Source organism: Nostoc sp. DSM 114161, assembly GCF_052692665.1.
In genome coordinates this window covers 4,925,657-4,947,727 of the sequence record NZ_CP195141.1, presented here as the reverse complement: position 1 = coordinate 4,947,727, position 22,071 = coordinate 4,925,657, and the positions used below count along the sequence as shown (strand labels likewise).

8 protein-coding genes and 1 pseudogene are annotated in these 22,071 nt (G+C 38.1%); 7 read left to right on the top strand and 2 right to left on the bottom strand.

Annotated features, from left to right (window positions below; translation table 11 throughout):
* Positions 1-14: 14 nt before the first annotated feature.
* Positions 15-425: a hypothetical protein gene (locus NSTC745_RS21165; RefSeq protein WP_445632697.1), complete on the bottom strand. Its 411-nt coding sequence runs from the start codon at positions 423-425 to the stop codon at positions 15-17.
* Between the two features lie 714 nt (positions 426-1,139).
* On the opposite strand from NSTC745_RS21165, the gene NSTC745_RS21160 reads away from it, so the two are divergent.
* The 3 genes from NSTC745_RS21160 (at position 1,140) to NSTC745_RS21150 (ending at position 4,121) form a co-directional block, all read left to right on the top strand.
* Positions 1,140-2,255 (top strand): sulfonate ABC transporter substrate-binding protein, encoded by a 1,116-nt coding sequence (locus tag NSTC745_RS21160; RefSeq protein ID WP_445632696.1) that lies wholly within the window; start codon positions 1,140-1,142, stop codon positions 2,253-2,255.
* Between the two features lie 176 nt (positions 2,256-2,431).
* The gene (locus NSTC745_RS21155; RefSeq protein ID WP_445632695.1) at positions 2,432-3,253 is read left to right on the top strand and encodes an NADPH-dependent oxidoreductase; all 822 of its coding nucleotides are present in this window, start codon (positions 2,432-2,434) and stop codon (positions 3,251-3,253) included.
* Between the two features lie 79 nt (positions 3,254-3,332).
* Positions 3,333-4,121 carry an SDR family oxidoreductase gene (locus tag NSTC745_RS21150; RefSeq protein WP_445632694.1) on the top strand — a complete coding sequence of 263 codons (789 nt, stop codon included), beginning with the start codon at positions 3,333-3,335 and terminating at the stop codon, positions 4,119-4,121.
* Here NSTC745_RS21150 and NSTC745_RS21145 read toward each other — a convergent pair.
* Entirely contained in the window at positions 4,062-4,595 is a 534-nt protein-coding gene (locus NSTC745_RS21145; RefSeq protein WP_445632693.1) for a GNAT family N-acetyltransferase, read from the bottom strand. The two genes, NSTC745_RS21150 and NSTC745_RS21145, sit on opposite strands and share 60 nt — an antisense overlap.
* A gap of 504 nt (positions 4,596-5,099) precedes the next feature.
* Between NSTC745_RS21145 and NSTC745_RS21140 the strand changes: the two genes are divergently transcribed.
* The 4 genes and pseudogenes from NSTC745_RS21140 (at position 5,100) to NSTC745_RS21125 (ending at position 21,834) form a co-directional block, all read left to right on the top strand.
* Positions 5,100-6,146, top strand: a complete 1,047-nt coding sequence (locus tag NSTC745_RS21140) for a 3-deoxy-7-phosphoheptulonate synthase (protein ID WP_445632692.1) — start codon at positions 5,100-5,102, stop codon at positions 6,144-6,146.
* A 403-nt stretch (positions 6,147-6,549) separates the two neighbouring features.
* Positions 6,550-6,753 (top strand): annotated as a pseudogene (locus NSTC745_RS21135) (IS66 family transposase); the annotation flags it as partial.
* Between the two features lie 302 nt (positions 6,754-7,055).
* A complete protein-coding gene (locus NSTC745_RS21130; protein WP_445632691.1) occupies positions 7,056-12,530 on the top strand; it encodes an ATP-binding sensor histidine kinase in 5,475 nt (1,824 codons plus the stop codon).
* Positions 12,531-12,567: 37 nt separating this feature from the next.
* Positions 12,568-21,834, top strand: coding sequence for an amino acid adenylation domain-containing protein (locus NSTC745_RS21125; RefSeq protein ID WP_445632690.1), 9,267 nt, complete (start codon positions 12,568-12,570; stop codon positions 21,832-21,834).
* Positions 21,835-22,071: the final 237 nt, after the last annotated feature.

The following is a 22,071-nucleotide window of genomic DNA, read 5'->3' as shown; positions in this document are numbered from 1 at the left end:
AACTAACAATTTGATTAGGAGTATACTGGATAAAGATCAATATCATAGGAATTAGCAGTGTCGTAGTTGTTTTGAAATTCATATACTTGTCCATCGGACAAATTGTATGATTTATTCAGCACTAAAAAGGCACTTCCACTGTACGTATTAAAATCAATTATTCCTTCATAGGTAATATGATATAATTCTTCACCTGGTTGAATTATCACATCATAACCATCTAAGTTGTAGGTAATGTTCCCTCGTGTGTTGTTTCTGATCGTAAACTCCTCAGAGCCACCAGAAATTATTTCCGCAGCTTGTTCGTCCATTTCTTCAACCAAACCAAAATTTTGCAAGATACTTTGGTTGTTTAACTGGGCTGTTTCCACTGTCATAGCCATGTGATTTTCTCCTAAAAGTTGGTGTTTAGGAAATACGCTCAATATTTATAACCGACAACCGCCTACAGGTTAGGTGTTGCTGATAGATAATATGTAAATCTCACCCATACGACGTTTATCCTTAATGTCATAGAAGACTAACAGTTCCCAGACAGTAGTCTTTCTTGCAGAGTAGACATAAAGGGAAAAAACAAAAGTTATCTCTATTCAAAATAATAAGAGTTAACTTTTTCGTGTCAGGATTTATTTCGAGAGGAGGATGATTAACTCATGTATTCCTACTATAGAAGGAAAATAAAATTTGTAAATACGAATTCTGCAAATTTTATTTTTATTTTACTTTTCAGAGAACGTTAGGCTAAAGCCGTAACACACTTACTTACGGAACTTTCAAGTAATAAAATATCCCAATATTCCTTGTAGGATGGGCCGAAAAGCCCGCCCTGTGAACTGGGCACTCATATTGCTAACCCTACAAGATTAAATAATTTATTTATTGGAGTTCCCTAAGATTTATTTTATAAATGGTCTCTAACTGGAGGATTCAAGTAACGCTTGGTCTTGAAACAAGCGTAGATCAAGGGTTTTGCTTTGTTTGTATTACAAAACTTTACAAACTGCCCCTTCGCAGCTATCTCAGATGAACCCCCCATATACCTCTGACTCTTTCCACTGCCCAATTCTCCATCCTCAAAGAATATACTACGGTAACCCTATAGGTATATAGTATTAATATAGTCCAAAAGGATGATTTTAATGGTTAACCAAATTTTTCGCCGCTTAATTGCCAAGTGGATATCCTCGATCGCAATCAGGAATTTATTTAACAACCAAAATAAATTATTCTTTTGTTCTTTTTTACCAATAGCGGGGGCTTTTGTTACTGGTGTTTGTTTGAGCTTGCTATTTGCTGCTTGTTCATCAACATCGACTGTTAATTCTCCTAATCATAGTGCTACATCTGTGGCGAATTCTGCTTCTAGCAAAGCAACATTAGTGCGATTTGGGTTTCAAAAATCGAATATTTTATTGAAAAATAAAGGTGTTTTAGAAAAGCGGTTGTCACCAGATGGGATATCTGTGGAATGGATTGAATTTCCTGCGGGGCCGCAATTGCTAGAAGCTATGAATGTGGGTAGTATTGACTTTGGACATGTAGGAGAATCACCACCAATATTTGCCCAAGCAGCAGGAGCATCATTAACTTATGTGGCTGGTATTGCTGCTAGTCCTGGCGGTTCAGCAATTCTTGTTCCCCAAAATTCTCCAATTCAAAAAGTGACGGATCTCAAAGGCAAAAAAATTGCTTTTCAAAAAGGCTCTAGCGCCCACTTATTGTTAGTCCAAGCTTTAGAAAAAGCAGGAGTCAAATATAGTGAAATCGAGCCTAAATATTTGCCGCCAGCTGATGCTCGCGCCGCATTTGTTAAGGGTAGTGTAGACGCTTGGGTAATTTGGGACCCGTTCTATGCAGCGGCTCAAGAAGCAACTAAAGCTAGAGTCCTGATTGATGGCACAGGAATTAACAAACAGGGGGGATATTATTTAACAACTCGGAAATTTGCAACTGAAAATCCCCAAATTGTCAAGGCAGTATTGGAGGAAATTCAACAGCTAGAAGAATGGGCTAAAACCCATCGAGAAGAAGTAGCGCAAACTCTCTCATCTGTGTTAGGAATTGACATAGAAACTATGAGAAAAGCTACTAATAGGCGGACGTTTGGGATTGTACCAATTAATGATGAACTGATAAATTTACAGCAACAAGTAGCTGATACATATTATCAGTTAAAGTTGATTCCCAAAAAAGTTAACGTCAGAGATGGAGTGTTAACAAAAGAACAATACGCTGCGTTTTCACCAAAAATATAGAAGAATTCAGAATTCAGAATTCAGGAGTCAGAATTGGTGAATTCAGAATCTAGAAAAAATCCAACTCCTAATTTATGGTTGCGAGTTGGGTTAGGACATAAACTGATGGTAAACCCTGAGGCCAAGAAACTTTCTTTCCCTATTGCGTTTTAAAATTTTGAATTGGAGAATTACGGATGACCAATCCTATAGAACTATTGCGATCGCGCTACGGTGAAATTCCTTTTAATTCCGAAATTGAATGGAATGATTCTCTGACATCACTACTATCTCACCGTTCGATTCGTGCTTATCTTTCAGATCCTTTACCACCTGGAACTCTGGAGTTGCTAGTTGCAGCCGCCCAATCTGCATCTACTTCTTCAAATTTGCAAACTTGGAGTGTGGTTGCAGTCGAAAGCCAAGAACGCAAAGATGAGTTATCAAAGTTGGCTGGAAATCAAGCACACATCCGCCAAGCACCTTTATTCTTGGTGTGGTTAGCAGATTTGGCACGTCTGGCTTATGTTGCTGACAGTCGCGGCATATCCCATGATGGTTTGGAATATTTGGAAATGTTTGTCATGGCGACGGTTGATGCAACGTTGGCAGCGCAAAATGCCACAATCGCGGCTGAGTCCTTGGGTTTGGGAACAGTATATATCGGTGGAATCCGCAACCGCCCAGAAGAAGTAGCAGCAATCTTGAATTTGCCTTCTTCTGTGTATGCTGTGTTTGGGTTGTGTGTAGGCTATCCAAATCCAGAAGTGAATGCTGCAATTAAGCCACGCTTGCCACAATCGGCTGTACTGCACCGCGAAACCTATAAATTGACAGAACAAGATGAAGCGATCGCTCATTACAATAACATCATCAAAGAGTTCTATACTGAACAAAAGATGAACATTCCTGGCGATTGGTCAGAACACTCAGCCGGGCGGATTGCAACTGTCGAGTCATTGAGAGGACGCGATCGCTTGCGGCAAGTTCTCAATAACCTGGGCTTCAAGTTACTATGAGAAGGAGTCAGAATTTAGAATTCAGAATTCTGACTCCTGAATTCTGACTCCTGAGTTCTATTCAATAAACATCAAAATTATGGATTTGCAACTCCGTGGTAAAGTCGCCTTAGTAACAGCTGCTAGTAAAGGTTTGGGCAAAGCTACAGCAAGGCAATTTGCCCGTGAGGGTGCAAAAGTCACGATCTGCGCCCGCAGCGAATTAGTTGACAAAGCTGCTGCGGAAATTAGCAGCGAAACAGGTGCAGAAATACTATCTCTGCGTGCAGATGTCACCAGTCAAACAGATATTGAACGGGTGATTGATGCCACAGTGGAGAAATTTGGCGGGTTGGATATCCTGGTTACCAACGCTGGAGGGCCGCCCGCTGGTACTTTTGATGATATCGATGTAGCTACCTGGGAAACTTCCGTTAACTTGAATTTGCTCAGTACAGTCCGTCTAATAAAATACGCTTTACCTCACTTGCGTCAATCTCCTGCACCAGCGATTCTAACTATCACCTCAACCTCCACCAAACAACCAGTCCAAAATTTGGTATTGTCTAATTCCATTCGATTAGCGGTTATTGGTCTAACTAAAACTCTCAGCCAAGAATTGGGTAGCGATCAAATTCGCGTCAACAGCATTTTACCAGGTTGGACATATACAGAACGAGTCGAAGAATTAATCAACGCTCAAATTAGTAAAAGTGGCGAAACAAAAGAAGCAGAAATCGCCAAAATCAATGCTAAAGTTCCTTTAGGTCGTATGGGAACACCAGAAGAGTTTGCCAATGTTGCAGTATTTTTGAGTTCGCCAGCAGCCTCATTTGTGAATGGAGTCATGCTGCAAGTAGACGGCGGAATGATTCAAGGAACATTTTGAGGTGTTATCAAAACATTGAATCATTCCTTGGCGATCGCCATCATCAATGGCAATTTCTGTAAATTTCCCTGTTGTATATTCTGCAATGACACTGCGCCAAAATTTTTGAGCGACTGTATTTGTGCTCATTTGATAAATCTCCCACTTACCACAAAATCGGTTGAAGATTTGAGAAGCAGCCAGCTTACCAATTCCTTGTTGCCTGTATTTTCGTAAAATAAAAAACTCTGCAATCGAATATTCACTCTCTGCAATGTATGTGAATTGGTTCACTAAAATAAATCCAGCAAGCTTTTTCCCTACTCGCACAATGAACGGGTAGCGATCGCTTTCAATCCAGTAATAATCTAGATAAGGGTATCCAAAGTAACCATGTTCGTTGAGGTCTCGATCTTCAAACTCTGAAAAGTCATACTGATAAAGCTCCATCATCCTTTGGATGAGTGGTTTGTCATCGATTGAAGCAGATAACACCTTTACATACATAATCAATCGAGCAAAAACAATATTTCTTAATCTTATGCAAAACTAGCCACACAAGGGTCTACAAAGTTCTCTTGCTGTCAGTATATGATATCAAACACTCTATCTGCGATAATAAGCGCAGTAGCTTAATTATACTATTGCCTTCTTTGACCAACTCTAATGTAAACTTCCACTAAACCATCGTTCCTTCTGCTTTGGCGTCCTTGGGGGTTAGTTTAAATTAGTCAACAGTTATCAGTTATTAAGGTGAAAACAAAATTTTGTCTGAAATCTTGGCATCAATTGACACTTATATATAACTGTGAATTCATCTCTATTTTAATTAATTAAAAACAGCAATACTACAAGAAAGTCAAATCTTCATAACAGTAATTATTTCACTAAAATAAGGTCTTATTATAAATATTTTCAGACAAAATCTTAACTCATATTGTATTTTCGTTCAAAACTGTGTATATTAAATTCCACTCAGAAACATCCGAGAAAATCTCCATGCACAACCACCAATTATTTAATGCTAACATCGAGAGCGATCGCGTGCTCTTAACTCCCAATGAAATTAAATCGAGATTGCCATTAACTCAATTAGCGGAACAAACAGTTTTAAGGTATAGAGAAGAAATAGAAGATATTTTAGATTTTCGCGATCGCCGCAAATTCATAGTAGTCGGGCCGTGTTCGATTCACGATCCCGAAGCAGCGATCGAATATTCCCAAAGATTGAAAGTATTGGCTGAGAAAGTCCAAGATAAGCTGCTGCTAATTATGCGAGTTTATTTTGAAAAACCAAGAACAACCGTAGGCTGGAAAGGATTGATTAACGATCCAGAAATGGATGATTCTTTTCATGTAGAAAATGGTTTATTAATTGCACGCCAGCTATTATTAAAAATTACAGAATTGGGACTACCTGCTGGTACAGAAGCACTAGATCCAATTATACCTCAATACATTAGCGAACTGATTACATGGTCAGCCATTGGGGCACGCACCACCGAATCGCAAACTCATCGGGAAATGGCAAGCGGACTTTCCATGCCTGTGGGTTTTAAAAACGGTACTGACGGCAATATTCAAGTCGCTTTAAATGCCCTACAATCAGCTAGAAACCCTCATAATTTTTTGGGTATTAACCAAAACGGACAAGTCAGCGTCTTTCAAACAAAAGGTAATGCCTACGGTCACGTCATTTTAAGAGGTGGTAATCAGCCAAACTTTGATGCAGCAAGCGTTAGTCTAGTAGAAAAGAAATTAAAAGAGGCAGACTTATCGCCAAGAATTGTCATCGATTGTAGCCACGGCAATACAAATAAAGACTACAAATTACAACCTACCGTCTTGGAAAATATTATTGAGCAAATATTGGACGGCAATACATCAATAGTTGGTATGATGCTGGAATCGAATATCTATGAAGGCAATCAACCAATTACTGGGAAAAAAGAAGAATTAAAATATGGTGTTTCTGTAACTGACAAATGTATTAACTGGGAAGAAACAGAGAAAATTATTTTGGCTGCTTACGAAAAACTGAAGTAACTTATTTGGGAAACTAGAATATTAATTTAGGATTCCAAAATTGTCTTATTGAGGCAGTAAAAGGGATGGGAAGATTGGCAAGAAAATACTTCCTCATCCTCCCATCTGTTTTATACACCTCCTAAATTGATTAGCTGTGTTATTGCTTGAAGCACTAAAACGAAAGTTCGCTCTATATCCGTCAGCCAGAGGTGGAGAGATAATCATTGCCATCACCTCCAGAAAGTAAGTTATATCATGTCCGCCTAATTAGTTATAACTCCCACATCTGTGCAAAAACCAGGAAACCCTCTTTCCCCTGCTCCCTGCTCCCCTGCCCTCTAAATGATAAGTCTTTAACTGGACACGATATTATTGCGGGAGCAACGTGATTTTGTGATGTCGGACTTTAAACAGAGGTTAGCGATCGCTGCGTTTAGCTGTCACAAAACGTAAGGTTTGTGGTGGTTCTCGTTCGATGGAGCGGTTTTGTCATACTGCCAATTTGTTGACGGTGGTTCAAACCTGTCGTCGTTAAAGTAGGTCTGTTATTGATTTTTTTGCACAGGGTCTAATTGCTGACTCTAATAATAGTGCGTCTCGTCCTTCTTTGTTTCCTCAATATTAGACCTGAATCCTTACCTTATTACTCAACATTTTTTTAAATTGGAAATTAAATTCCTACGGTAATTACATAGAGGCTGGTCGATCTAATTTTACAAAACAATAGTATATTAGCCGATTACAATCCAGTTTTATAACTAGTAAAATATAACAAGTTAATTTATAATAATAAAACATTTTTGCGGTTTAAAATATTAAATATTATAGATTAATTCGGCAAAACAATAATTATTTGAACATATATATAAATATTTCAATAGATTCAGAATATTCTTTAAAAACAGAAAACAACTCAAATATAAAACGATGGTTACAAGCTTGAAATATAATAATCTAAAAAAAATTTCTGACAGTCTAGAAACTGTTGTTTATAGAGCATACGATACTGCAAATCAGAAAAATGTTATTTTAAAAAGTCTTAAAAGTGAATATTCTAATCTTGAATATGTTACAGTATTTAAACATGAGTACGAAATTTCTAGCTCTATAGATTTGCCTGGTATTATCAAAGTATACAGATTAGAAAATTTTCAAAATTGTATTACTCTAGTTTTAGAGGATATTGAAGGGCAAAATCTAAAACAATATATAGATGATATTAAACTTAATATCATAGATTGCTTAAAAATAGCCATTCAACTTGCTGATATTATTGCTAAATTGCACGAAAAACATATTATTCATAAAGATATTAAGCCACAAAATATAATTATTAATCCTAAAATAATGCAAGTTAAAATAACTGATTTTAGCATTGCATCACGTTTATCAAAAGAAAATGCAATTATCAGTAATCCGAATTTGCTCAAAGGCACACTTGCTTATATGTCTCCAGAGCAAACAGGGCGGATGAATAGGTCAATTGACTACCGCACAGACTTTTACTCTTTAGGCGTAACTTTGTATGAACTGTTCACCTCTAAGTTACCATTTAATTGCACCGATGCCTTAGAAATAATTCACGCTCATATTGCAAAACAACCTCTACCTCCTCATCAAGTTAACCCACAAATTCCAGAGGCATTATCTAATATAATAATCAAATTATTATCTAAAACTGCTGAAGAAAGATACCAAAGTGGCTTAGGGCTAAAAGCAGATTTAGAGATTTGTCTTAAACAATTAATAAATAATGGCAAAATTGAAAAATTTATTCCTGGGCAATTAGATAAATTTAGTCAGTTTACTATTCCTCAAAAACTGTATGGGCGCGAACAAGAAGTAGCATGTCTTATATCAGCTTTTGACCGAGTAAGCGCAGGAACAACCGAGATGATGTTAGTCTCTGGTTATGCAGGGATTGGTAAATCTTGCTTGGTTAATGAAATTCATAAACCCATTATCCGGCAACGGGGATATTTTATATCTGGTAAATTCGATCAATTTAAGCGTAACGTTCCTTATGCAGGTTTAATTCAAGCATTTCAGGAATTAACCCAACAGTTATTAACAGAAAGTTATGAAAAAATACTTATTTGGAAACAAAAACTTTTAGAAGCATTTGGCGATATTGGTCAAGTTATTATTGATGTTATTCCCGAAATTGAAAAAATAGTTGGTCAACAGCCATCTGTTCCACAGCTAGGAGCAACTGAATCACAAAATCGCTTTAATACGGTATTTCAAAAATTTATTCAGGTGTTTACTCAGAAAGAACACCCACTAGTTTTATTTTTAGATGATTTACAATGGGCAGATTTAGCATCGCTAAAGTTGATTAAAATGCTGATGATTGAACCTGGTAGCCAGTATTTATTAATGATTGGAGCTTATCGAGATAACGAAGTTATATCGACTCATTATTTGTTTCAAAATTTAAATGAAATTCAGCAATCAGGAACAGTCATAAACAATATCATCTTACAACCTTTAAACCTTTTAAATGTTCATGAATTAATAGTTGATACCTTCCATAGCACTACAGAAAAAACAAAAACTTTAGCTAATTTAATTTTTAGCAAAACTCAAGGTAATCCTTTTTTCATCAACCAGCTACTCCAAACAATGTATCAGGAAAAGCTATTAAACTTTGATTTTAATAGTGGAGTATGGCAGTGGGAAATCAATCAAATTCAAACGGTTGGTATTACAGATTATGATGCCATAGAATTAATTGCGAGAAATATTAAAAAATTACCTAAAGAAACACAAGAAGTTTTAAAATTATCTGCTTGTATAGGAAATCGCTTTAGTATAGATATTCTAGCAATTGTCAATGAAAAATCTCAATCAGAAACCGCATCTGATTTATGGAAAGCACTGCAAGCAGGTTTAATTTTGCCACTAAGTGAGAACTATAAAGCTCCGTTGTTTTTTGACGAAGATACATCTAGCTCTATAGCTTCCCACGAATTAAAAGTTTCATATAAGTTTTTACACGATCGCGTCCAGCAAGCAGCTTATTCCCTCATCCCAGAATCCCAAAGAAAACAAACTCACCTAAAAATTGGGCAACTATTATTAGATTCTTACCAAACAGAAGAGATTGAAGAAAAGATTTTTGATATTGTCAATCATCTAAATTTTGGTACTGAGTTTATTTGCGAACAGTCCAAAAAAGATAGACTAGCAAAATTAAATTTAATCGCTAGCCAAAAAGCAAAAGCAGCATCAGCATACGAAGCTGCTTTGAGTTATGCAACAGTCGGACTAGAACTGCTTAACTTATCAAGTTGGGAAAGTAACTACGATCTGATGCTGGCACTGCATCTAGAAAGCGTAGAATTACAATACCTAAATGCTAACTTTAAACGCGCAGCTATCCTAACTGAAACAGTTTTAGAAAAAGCCACTAATCTGCTGGATCTAGTCAAAGCTTATCAATTACAGATCCAGTTCTATATGGCTCAAAATCAAATGCTTCAAGCCATTGATGCTGGACTAGAAGCGATCGCCAAGCTAGGAGTATCTCTATCAGAAACACCAAACAAACAAAGTACTATAGCTAATTTACCTCAACTCCAAGATTTAGAAAATTATCCAATTGTTACAGATCCTTGCATCCTAGCGGCTTTAAAAATCCTTGTTACCATTGCTGGTGCTGCTTTCATTACTAACCCGACAAAAACAAATTTTCCTCAGATAATCTTGACTGTTGTCAATCTCTGCATTAAGCACGGTCATTCACCTTTAGCTGCCCACGGGTACGCTTATTATGGTATGCTTTTGTGTGGCTATCTAGAAAATATTGATGCTGGATATCACTCTGGTCAAATAGCTTGGCAAATATTAGAGCAATTCCAAGCTATTGAACTTAAAAGCAAAGTATATGCCCCATTTTATGGTTTTACTATTCATTGGAAAGAGCATATTAGAGAAACAATTGCTCCACTCCAAGAAGGAATTCAAACCGCATTAGAAATTGGAGATTTAGAGTACGCTGGCTATTGTTCTGTTCACTATTGCGGTCATATATTTTTTAGTGGAGAACAACTCGAATTAGTAGCTCAACAGCAAGCATCATATATTGATTTGCTACAAAAATTTCAACTAGATTTCCCTATTAACTACATTAAAATTTGGCATCAACTGGCATTAAATTTACAAGGTTTATCACAAAATAAATATCTTTTAGTTGGCGATAGTTTTGATGAAGTATCAGCGATCGCATATTTACAAGAAACGAACAACGCTACTTCTCTATTTGTTGTTTATATTGCCAAAATGATTCTCCTTTACTTATTCAAGGATTACGCCCAAGCAGTTGATAATGCCAAATTAGCTTCAGAATATATAAGTGGTGTTATGGGAATGATGTCAGTTGGCATCCACAACTTATATTATTCCTTAGCCTTGATTGGTTTATATGCCAATGTTGAACCTGACATTCAACAAGAATATCTAACTATTATTAATGCCAATCAGGAAAAAATGCAGCTATGGGCTAGTCATGCTCCTGCTAACTATCAGCATAAATACTATCTAGTAGAAGCGGAAAAAGCTCGAATTTTAGGGCATACCTTTGTCGCAATGGAGTATTATGAGCTAGCGATTCAAGGAGCAAAAGAACAAAGATTTCTTCAAGAAGAAGCACTAGCCAATGAATTGGCAGCAGAATTTTACTTTTCTCGCAATAGAGATAAACAAGCAATTTTCTACATCAAAGAATCTTATCATGCATATATACGTTGGGGAGCTATTACAAAAATCAATGAATTAGAATCCAAATATCCTGACTATTGTCCATTAAGAAAAAATCATGAATCATCTAGTTTGAAGTCACCTCTACCCACTACTTCAAGCAAAATAAGCAATTTAGCATCTTTTGATTTAAATACAGTCTTTAAAGCCTCGCAAGCTATTTCTAGCGAAATTATACTAGATGATTTGCTAGCAAATTTGATGACAATTGTGATGGAAAATGCTGGCGCACAAAGTAGCTGCTTACTTTTAGAAAAAAATGGACAAATGGTAATAGAAGCTGCAATGGGCGTTAATCACAATAAGCTATTACAAGAAACATCAATGCCTTTAGATAATACTCGATATTTACCAGTATCAGTTATTAATTATGTTGTTACTACTAAAGAAAGTGTTGTTCTTGGTAATGCTAGTTGTGAAGGCATATTTGTTAGCGACCCTTATATTGTTAGCAATCAATGTAAGTCTATTTTATGTACGCCGATTATTCATCAAAGTAAACTCATCGGTATTATGTATTTGCAAAATAATTTAACAGCAAATGCATTTACTACGGAACGTTTAGAAGTTTTAAAAATTCTTGCCTCTCAAGCAGCTATTTCCATTGAGAATGCAAAGCTTTATACTAATTTATCTAAATTAAATGATAATCTGCAACAAGCTAACCAGGAATTAGAGAATTATAGCAAAAATCTGGAGCTAAAAGTCGAAGAAAGAACACAGGAATTAAATGAAAAAAATGTGTGTTTGAAAGAACAAGCACAACAGTTAGAACTCACACTAAGACAACTACAAGCTACCCAGTTACAGATGGTTCAAAAGGAAAAAATGTCTAGTTTAGGTCAACTAGTTGCTGGTATAGCTCATGAAATTAATAACCCAATTAACTTTATTTATGGAAATATTGCTCATGCAAGTGAATACACTGAAGATATATTACGCCTAATCAAAATTTACGAGCAACACTCACCCGATTTAACTCCTCAAATACTTGCAGAACAAGAAGATATCGATCTGGAATTTTTGCTTGAAGATTTACCCAAATTGCTATCTTCTATGAAAGTCGGGGCTAATCGCATCCGCCAGATAGTTTTGAGTTTACGCAACTTCTCCCGTTTGGATGAAGCAGAAATAAAGTCAGTTAATATTCATGAGGGTATTGATAACACTTTACTAATCTTGCAACATCGACTCAAAACTGACTCACTAAATTCTAAAATTCAGATTATCAAAAATTATGGCTCTTTACCATTAGTAGACTGTTATTCCAGTCAACTCAACCAAGTATTTATGAATTTATTAGCTAATGCTATTGATGCTATAGAAGAGTCTAATGCCCGTTCATCAAAAGAAGCTCAAATAAATCCGGGTTATATCAAAATCACTACTGAGTTATTAGAGCAAAATTGGATCTCGATCTGCATTGCCGATAATGGACTTGGTATGAATTCAGATACACTTTCTCAGATTTTTAATCCTTTCTTTAGTACAAAACCTGTTGGTAAAGGTACTGGTTTGGGATTGTCTATTAGTTACAATATAATCGTGGAAAAACATGCAGGTAAAATCAGTTGTTCGTCAATACCAGGACAAGGAACCGAGTTATTAATTGAACTTCCCGTACATCAGAAAAACTTCTAACCGAATCCAGTAAAACTTTTACACAAAAGGAATCTTTATGATTAATAATTTTGCAGGTACAGATGTTGCTAGTATCTCAATTTCTGAAGTTTTTATGGCTTTGATAACAGGAAATATACTAGATGAACCGTATGAACCATCAAGAATTGGAAAAATTTCCCGACTCACAACTACACAAAGAGATTTATATCTGGATAATATGCTCCATCCAGATAGTACTGTTTTTAGTTTAGGATTATCGATAAAGTTGCCACAAAATTTAGATACATATACTTGGGAACAGGCGGTAAGAATAGTATGTCAAGAAGATGACACAATTAAAACTAAGTTTATTTTTTACCAAGGCGAACCTTTTCAATTTGTAGATAACAATGCTGATATTCATTATGAATTTATAGAAATAAGTACTAAAAACGCTGATTTTAATCATTTGGAGCAGGTTATCCAAGCAAAAATTAAAGTTAAGCTAGAACTTGACAAAAATTATTTATTCAAAAATGTTTTAGTCAAAGATGGACAGGGTGGATATACTGCTATTTTAGGTGCGCCTCATATTCTTTTCGATGGATATTCTGGTAAAGTTTTCTTTGAAAGAGTTGCAAAAGTCTATTTAGGTTTAAAAGCAGGCAATATTCCTCAAAAGGTTGAGGGTAATTCTTTTTATGGTTGTATTGAGAACCATCTACTTGAATTTGATACTCAAGACATTCAGCAGTACTGGCAGGAATCTTTAAGTAAGGTTATTCCTGTTACATCTTATATAAAACCCAAAGAAGAAAACAAAGCTCAATCTAGAAAAGTACAAATTACAGGGAATGAGCTAGAACAGATTAGAAAATATTGCCAACTAAATAAATGTAATATTCCAGCTTTTTTTAGGGCTGTGTATGGTATTTACTTGAGCAAGTATTTACAAGCACCAGGAGATTTTGTATTTTATGATATTATCGGTAAACGAGATAAGCAAACACTTAATGTTTTAGGTTGTCTTTATCAAGTAGTTCCTATTGTTGTACCTCAAAATAGCTGCGATAAAACTTCTAGTATTAGTAATTACGTTTCATATATAAGTGATTATCGAAAAAATCTGAAGCATTATCAAAATGTTTCTGTATTTATACAAAAAAAATCTATCAAGGACGAACAATTAAAATTTTTTTATAATTTTTATAAGTTTAGTATTATTAATATACCAATTGCAGAGAAAACCCCTAGATTAACTGTTTGTAATTCTTTTGCTGATAATGAAGTTCATCTTATAGTTAATGAGTTTAAGGATACTCTAGAACTAGAAATATTTTATAATCAAGAATATTTTGTATATATAGAAACTTTAGAAAGGTTGCTATTTATAGCTAATCAAATTATTCAAGGTTGTGAATATTTTCATCAACTGAATATATTGCCAGAAAGCGAGCATCAAAAAGTATTAGAAAGCTGGAATGATACGAGTACAAATTACGCATTAGATAAATGCATTCATCAACTATTTGAAGCGCAGGTGGAGCGATCGCCACATACCTTAGCTCTCATCTTTAAAGAGGCAGAAAATAAGCGCGAACAATCTTCACTCACTTACCAACAGCTAAATCAGCGAGCGAATCAGTTAGCACATTATTTGCATTCGCTAGGCATGAAGCCAGATATGCCAGTGGGAATCTGTGTCGAGAGAAGTCTAGAAATGGCGATCGCAGTTTTGGCAGTTCTCAAAGCTGGCGGTGCTTACGTACCATTAGATCCGGCCTATCCCAAGGATCGTTTAGCTTTCACGATTGAGGATACCCAGATATCTGTATTGCTCACTCAGCACCAATTACTACCAGAGCTTCCCAAACATCAGGCACAAGTTATTTGTTTAGATACTGACTGGAACGAGATAGATCAATACAGTCAGGAAAATCCCTCTACAGAAGTCACAGCAGAAAATTTAGCCTATATCATCTACACCTCTGGTTCAACAGGCAGGCCGAAAGGCATTTGTTTAGGCCACCGTCCTTTAGTGAACTTACTCGAATGGCATCTAAATTCACTATTAACAGGTGTCCGTACCTTGCAATTTGCCTCCTTAAGCTTTGATGCCAGCTTTCATGAAATGTTTGCTGCTTGGTGTTCCGGAGGAACTTTGTCTCTCATCTCAGAAAGCTTGCGTCGGGACACCACAGCTTTAGCTTACTTCATTCACAATCAAGAAATTGAAAAGGCAATTTTGCCTGTGGTCATACTACAGCAAATGGCAGAACTAGCCGCATCTGGATTGGAATTATTTACTAGCCTCAAAGAAGTTACCACCACAGGCGAGCAACTGCAAATCACTCCAGCTATCGTTAAATTATTCAAATCCCTGCCACACTGCTCATTTCACAATCACTACGGCCCATCAGAAACCCATGTAGTAACAGCTTTAACATTAGATCGAAATCCTGATTCCTGGCCTGCTTATCCCTCCATAGGTCGTCCGATCGCTAACACTCAAATCTACATACTTGATGCAGAGTTAAAACCAGTTCCTATCGGCGTTCCGGGAGAGTTATATATTGGTGGCGTTAGTTTAGCTAGGGGTTATCTCAATCGACCGGATTTAACTAAGGAACGCTTTATTCCCAATCCCTTCGGTCGAGGCAGAGGAGCAGAGGAGCAGGGGGGCAGAGGGGATGGAGAAAGCTGCGATCGCTTGTATAAAACAGGGGACTTAGCTTGTTACTTACCTGATGGGAATATTGAATATCTTGGTCGGATAGACCAACAGGTAAAAATTCGCGGCTTCCGTATTGAGTTAGGGGAAATCGAGACAATACTGTTGCAACATCCTGACGTGCGCGAAGCCGCAGTCATAGCGCGTGAGGATGTACCTGGAGAAAAGCGCCTAGTTGCTTATATTGTTTCTAGCCTAATTCCAGAACGAGTACCTTATGAAAGTCTTTGTCGAGTCGAGACTGATGACAATCGCATAGTAGAAGTGCAAACAGAAGATATCTCCAATGGTGGTGTGTGCTTGGTAGAAGTGCCATTCAGTTGGGCAAAAGGTAAACAAGTCCGTCTTTGTCTAAAGTTGCCAGTAATATCAGAAGAACTTTGGGTAGACGGCTGTGTTGCTTGGTGCCAGGGTAAGCGGGCTGGTGTTGAGTTGACTCTAACGCCCAGTGAAAAAGTCCTCTTTAACCAAAGCATAGAGCATATCTTAGAAACTCAACAGCTATGGAAAATCTTGCAGCGGACAATAAGTGGCAATCTTCGGAGATTTCTCCAAGAGAAGTTGCCAGATTATATGATACCTTCCAGTTTTGTGATGTTAAATGCATTGCCGCTAACACCGAATGGGAAAGTAGATCGTCGTTCCCTACCAGTACCCGATCGCAACCGATGGAATCAAGAGCAAGATTTTGTTTCACCTCGTACTGCTGTTGAGGAAGTACTAACAAAAATTTGGCTGAAAGTTTTGAAATTACAGCAGATTAGCGTCCAAGATAACTTTTTCGAGATCGGGGGACACTCACTACTAGCCACACAGGTAATTTCTCGGATTCGAGATACCTATCAGTTGGATATACCATTACGGCGTTTATTCGATGCGCCTACTGTTGCTAGCTTGGCTGAAAGTATCGAGGTGCAACTCAAGCAAAATCAAGAATGGCATACTTGGGCGATCGCACCTGTAACCCGCAACCAAAATTTACCCCTTTCCTTTGCCCAGCAGCGATTGTGGTTCCTCGAACAGTTGTTGCCCGACAGTCCCTTTTACAATTTCCCCCAAACTTTTCGCCTGTTTGGTCGGGTAAATGTGAAAGCCTTAGAGCAAAGCATCAACGAAATTGTGCGGCGGCACGAAGTTTTACGCACCACTTTTGCTTCATTAGATGGGCAGCCCGTACAAATTATTATTCCGGCGCTAAGTGTACTTATACATCTGGAAGATTTGCGATCGCTGCCGGAATCAGAAAAAGATACAGAAATTCAGCGATTGGCGATTGAAGAATTCCAACAACCCTTTAATATCAACCGCGGGCCGCTATTGCGGGCAACCCTAATACAAGTAGATGCAGAGGAATCTCTACTGCTTTTGAGCATTCACCACATTGTTTTTGATGGTTGGTCTGTGAGCGTTTTGTTGCAAGAACTGACATTGCTGTATCAAGCTTTTGCCAATGGCTTACCTTCTCCTCTAACTGAACTGACTATACAGTATGCAGATTTTGCTGTTTGGCAGAGGCAATGGTTGCAAGGAAAAGTCATATCAGAGCAACTAGCTTACTGGAAGCAACAGCTAGCAGATTTACCCATTTTACAATTGCCGAGCGATCGCCCCCGCCCAGCTATCCAAACTTATCGCGGAGCGCGTCAACCTCTAGCACTCTCCAAATCTCTTAGCGAGGCAGTAACTCGGTTCAGCCAGCAACAGGGATGTACCTTGTTTATGACCCTCTTAGCAGCATTTCAAACGCTGTTATACCGCTATACGAGTAGTGAAGACATCGTAGTAGGCTCGTTAATAGCCAACCGCCATCATCATGAAATCGAGAGTTTAATTGGATTCTTTGTTAACACTTTAGTACTACGCAGCGATTTTTCCGATTCTCCAACGTTCCGCCAGCTGCTCAAGCAAGTACGAGAAGTCACTTTAGAAGCTTACGCTCATCAAGACGTACCCTTTGAAAAACTGGTGGAGGAACTAGAACCAGAGCGCGATTTGAGCCGCCATCCCTTATTCCAAATCTGCTTTGCACTGCAAAATGTACCCATACAAGCTTTAGAACTTTCCGGTTTAACAATCAACCATCGCTTAGAACACAATGGTACAGCCAAGTTCGATTTATTCCTAGAATTATTTGAAACGCCAGATGGAATTAGTGGCTGGTTTGAGTACAGCACCGACTTATTTGATGCTGCTACTATCTCTCGGTTAGGAGAAAATTTCCAGACTTTAGTTGCCGGGATTGTTGCTAATCCAGACCAGAGAGTAGCAGATTTACCACTTTTAACACCTGCTGAACGCCAACAATTATTAATGGAATGGAATCAAACTCAAGCAGATTACCCGCAACAAACTTGCATTCATCAACTATTTGAAGCCCAAGTAAAGCGCGTACCTAACTCAATAGCAGCGATATTTGCAGACCAACAAATAACTTATCGCGAGTTGAATGCTAGAGCCAACCAGTTAGCCCGTCATTTACAAGCTTTAGGTGTAGGGCCAGATGTATTAGTAGGGATTTGTCTAGAACGTTCTCTAGATGTGATGGTAGCTCTATTAGGGGTTCTCAAAGCTGGTGGGGCTTATATACCTCTAGATCCAGCCTATCCCCAGCAGCGTTTATCTTTGATGGTGTCAGATTCGCAGCTATCAGTACTCTTAACCCAGCAGCATTTGTTGGCAGAACTTCCAAAGCATCAAGCGCATATTGTCTGTTTGGATAAAGACTGGCAGGATATTGCTACACAAAACCAAGATAACCTAGATACTAGTGTTAATCCTGACAACTTAGCTTATGTAATTTACACCTCCGGTTCTACTGGTAAACCTAAAGGCGTACAAATTATACACGGCTGTGTAGTTAATTTCCTTCACTTCATGGGTCAGCATTTGGAACTGACAGAGCAAGACACACTGCTTTCTGTAACTACTTTATCCTTTGACATTGCCGTACTCGAAATTTTCCTACCAATTACTCTCGGTGCGCGTGTTGTTATGGTCAGCCGGGAAGAGGCTATGGATGGCACAGCGTTAATTGCCAAATTAAGCAATGGCGTTACTGTTATGCAAGCTACTCCAGCCACTTGGCAACTCCTGCTAGAGGCAGGTTGGCAAGGGAGTAAAGATTTGAAAATCCTGTGTGGTGGGGAAGCTTTGCCGAGAAAATTAGCTAAACAGTTGCAACAGCGATGTGCTACTTTATGGAACGTTTATGGCCCTACTGAAACTACCATCTGGTCAGCAACATATAAAGTTGCATCTGAAGACGGACAAGTTCTAATTGGTCGCCCGATCGCCAATACTCAGTTCTATATACTGGACTCTCAGTTACAACCTGTGCCTGTAGGTGTGCCAGGAGAACTCTACATTGGCGGTGCTGGTTTAGCGCGTGGTTATCTCAATCGCCCAGATTTGACGGAAGCTCGGTTTATTCCTAATCCCTTCGGTCGAGGCAAGGGAGCAGGGGAGCAGGGGAGCAGAGGGGATGGGGAAAAATGCGATCGCCTTTATAAAACAGGGGATTTAGTTCGTTATCTCCCTGATGGTAATATTGAGTATCTCAGTCGTATCGACCACCAAGTGAAGATTCGTGGCTTCCGAATTGAGCTAGGAGAGATTGAAGCCGTTTTGACACAACATCCCTCAGTCCAGAAAGGTGTGGTCATAGACCGGGAAGATATACCCGGACAAAAGCGTTTAGTAGCTTATGTAGTACAAAATCAACAAGATGAGAACGCCCCAGAGTTATTAACAAATTGGCAAACCGAACACCTTTCCCAGTGGCAAACAATTTACGATCAAACCTACAAGCAAACTACTGAGCAACAGAACCGCGTATTCAATACTATTGGCTGGAACAGTAGTTATACAGGTATGCCTATTCCTGCTGAAGAAATGCGCGAGTGGGTAGATTGCACTGTTGAACGGATTCTTTCTCTACAACCCAGCCAAGTACTAGAAATTGGTTGCGGTACAGGTTTGTTGCTATGCAAAATTATTTCCCATTGCAGTAAATATTGGGGTACTGACTTTGCACCAGAAGCCCTGCGACAAATCCAACAGTTGCAGTCCGGTCAAGATTGGCCGCAACTGACTTTGTTGCAAAGACCTGCTGACAATTTTGAGGGTATTGAAGCAGATGCCTTCAATACGGTAATTATCAACTCGGTAGTTCAGTATTTTCCTAGCATTGACTATCTGCTGCAAGTTTTGACGGGAGCAGTCAACGCTGTGCAGCCTGGTGGTTTTATATTTATCGGAGATGTACGCAGTCTACCTTTACTAGAGGCCTACCACACTTCTGTAGCCCTGTATCAAGCATCATCTACACTTTCCACACTACAGTTACAAGAGCGCATTCGCCAACGCCTCAATCAAGAGGAAGAACTGGTAATTCACCCAGACTTTTTTAGGGCATTACAGCAGCACTTGCCTAAGATAGGCCGCGTTCAAATTCAAGTCAAACGAGGTCAGCATCATAACGAACTGACAAAGTTCCGCTACGATGCGATTTTACATATAGGAATTAATACTGATAACACTGTTGGAATTACTTGGTTGGATTGGCAACAACAACAGCTAACTTTGTCATCTGTTCGTCATCTGTTATTAGCAACTCAGCCAGAGATTTTAGGAATCAAAAATGTACCCAATGCCAGAGTAATTAAGGAAGTCAAGACTATAGAATTGCTCAATAGTCCAGATGGGCCTAAGACAGTAGGTGAAGTGCGATCCCATTTAGAACAACTTCCCCAAATTGGCATCGATCCGGAAGAACTGTGGAATTTAAGTGAAGATTTACCCTATTTGCTCGATATTACTTGGTCAGAATCGAGTGTGGTTGACTGTTACGACGTAGTTTTTAGACATCGCGAGCAAGAAAAAGTAGCACAAGCGATCGCTAATCGAGATACAGTTGCCCTTAAACCTTGGAATTACTATGCCAATCAACCTCTACAGGGTAAATTTACCCGAAAATTGGCAGTAGAACTCCGCCGCTTTCTGGAACAAAAGCTACCAGAATATATGGTGCCTACAGCTTTTGTATGCTTAGAGAAATTGCCATTAACACCTAATGGTAAGTTAGATCGGCGATCGCTACCCGCACCAGATCAGTCCAGAAGCAGTCTAGAAGCAGCATTAATTACACCTCGTACTCCTACTGAGTCAAAAATGGTTGCTATTTGGGCTAAGGTATTGGGTAGCGATCGTGTCGGAATTCAAGATAACTTCTTTGAACTAGGTGGTAATTCCCTATTAGCTACCCAGTTAATGATGTATCTACGAGAAACTTTTCAAGTAGAACTGCCTGTAAGATATATTTTTGAGCAGCAAACTATAGAAGGACTCAGCCAAATCATTGACAAACTGCATCAAAAAGGAACTGCTGTTTTGGATAGTGTTGTTAATCTCAAAGCTGAAGCCGTACTAGATCCAAACATTTATCCCCAAGGAGTCCTTGCTAAGGATATCAACCAACCGCATCATATTTTTTTAACAGGAGCAACAGGCTTTTTAGGTGCTTTCTTAATCCATGAATTGCTACAGCAAACTCAGGCAAAAATATATTGTCTCGTGCGTGCTAAGAACGAAACTGAAGGTTTCAAAAGACTACAGAAAACCCTAGAAAAATATTTAATTTGGGATGCAAGCCAAAGTTCCAGAATCATCCCCATACCAGGAGATTTAGCTTTACCTCGTTTTGGAATTTCTGTAAAGCAATTTGAGAAGTTAGCACAGCAGATTGATGTTATTTATCATAGCGGCGCTCAAGTCAACTTTGCTAAACCATATTCTGTAATTAAGGCAGCAAATGTTCTTGGTACGCAAGAAGTTCTCAGATTAGCGTGTCAGCATCAACTCAAGCCAGTACACTACATTTCAACAATGGCAGTTTTTGGCGCAATGGCTTGTATAAATGGGTTGAATGTCCTTTATGAGGATGACGACATTGATAATAGCGAACCTTATCTTTCTCAAGAGATTGGCTATACACAAAGTAAATGGGTAGCTGAAAAACTTGTTTGGATTGCTAAATCTAGAGGAATTCCTGTAACAGTCATCAGATCGGGATTTTTAATGGGTCATCCCCAGACTGGTGTCACTAATACAGATGACTTCATATCTAGATTGATCGTAGGTTGCATACAAGTAGGTAGTTTTCCAGAACTAATCAATCAAAAACAAGATTTAATTACTGTAGATTATGCCAGTAAAGCCATTGTTAAAATATCTCAGACACAAGAATCTTTAGGAAAGGCGTTTCATATAGTGCCTTTACCATCGGAAAACATTGATTTAATTAAATTATTTGAGTTGATATCAGCTTGTGGATACCAACTTCAAAAAGTACCATATTCTCAATGGACAGATAATTTAATTAATCAAGCTCAGTATTCCCAGTCAAATCCCTTATTTGCTCTTTTGCCTATGTTCACTGAAAAAGTGAATCAAGAACAGGCTGCATGGGAGCTATATCAAAATACTGCTGATTTAGACTGTCGCAATACACTAAATGCAATTGCCAATACGTCAATTAAATGCCCATCAATCGATGCGGAATTAATCGGTAAATATTTAGATTATTTCCAACGTAGTGGATTTTTGAGTATGTAATCTGCATAAGCTGTCATATATTTAAATTGCACATTTTCTCGTGTTGACTGTTAACTGATCGCGGTTGACAGTTAACCGTCATTGGTCAACAAACTTAGGAAGTGACTATGCGATTTAAGAACCGAATAGTTTAGTAGATACAGTTAATATCTACTCATGAATATCTAATTTAATAATGATTAATTTTCGGTATTTTTGAGTAGCTTAACTTATCAATAAATTCTGGACAATTTAAGT

What these genes read in the sequence shown, in the direction of transcription:
- NSTC745_RS21160 (WP_445632696.1), top strand. Translation starts at nt 1,140, where the DNA reads ATGGTTAACCAAATTTTTCGCCGCTTAATTGCCAAGTGGATATCCTCG.
- NSTC745_RS21155 (WP_445632695.1), top strand. Translation starts at nt 2,432, where the DNA reads ATGACCAATCCTATAGAACTATTGCGATCGCGCTACGGTGAAATTCCT.
- NSTC745_RS21150 (WP_445632694.1), top strand. Translation starts at nt 3,333, where the DNA reads ATGGATTTGCAACTCCGTGGTAAAGTCGCCTTAGTAACAGCTGCTAGT.
- NSTC745_RS21140 (WP_445632692.1), top strand. Translation starts at nt 5,100, where the DNA reads ATGCACAACCACCAATTATTTAATGCTAACATCGAGAGCGATCGCGTG.
- NSTC745_RS21130 (WP_445632691.1), top strand. Translation starts at nt 7,056, where the DNA reads ATGGTTACAAGCTTGAAATATAATAATCTAAAAAAAATTTCTGACAGT.
- NSTC745_RS21125 (WP_445632690.1), top strand. Translation starts at nt 12,568, where the DNA reads ATGATTAATAATTTTGCAGGTACAGATGTTGCTAGTATCTCAATTTCT.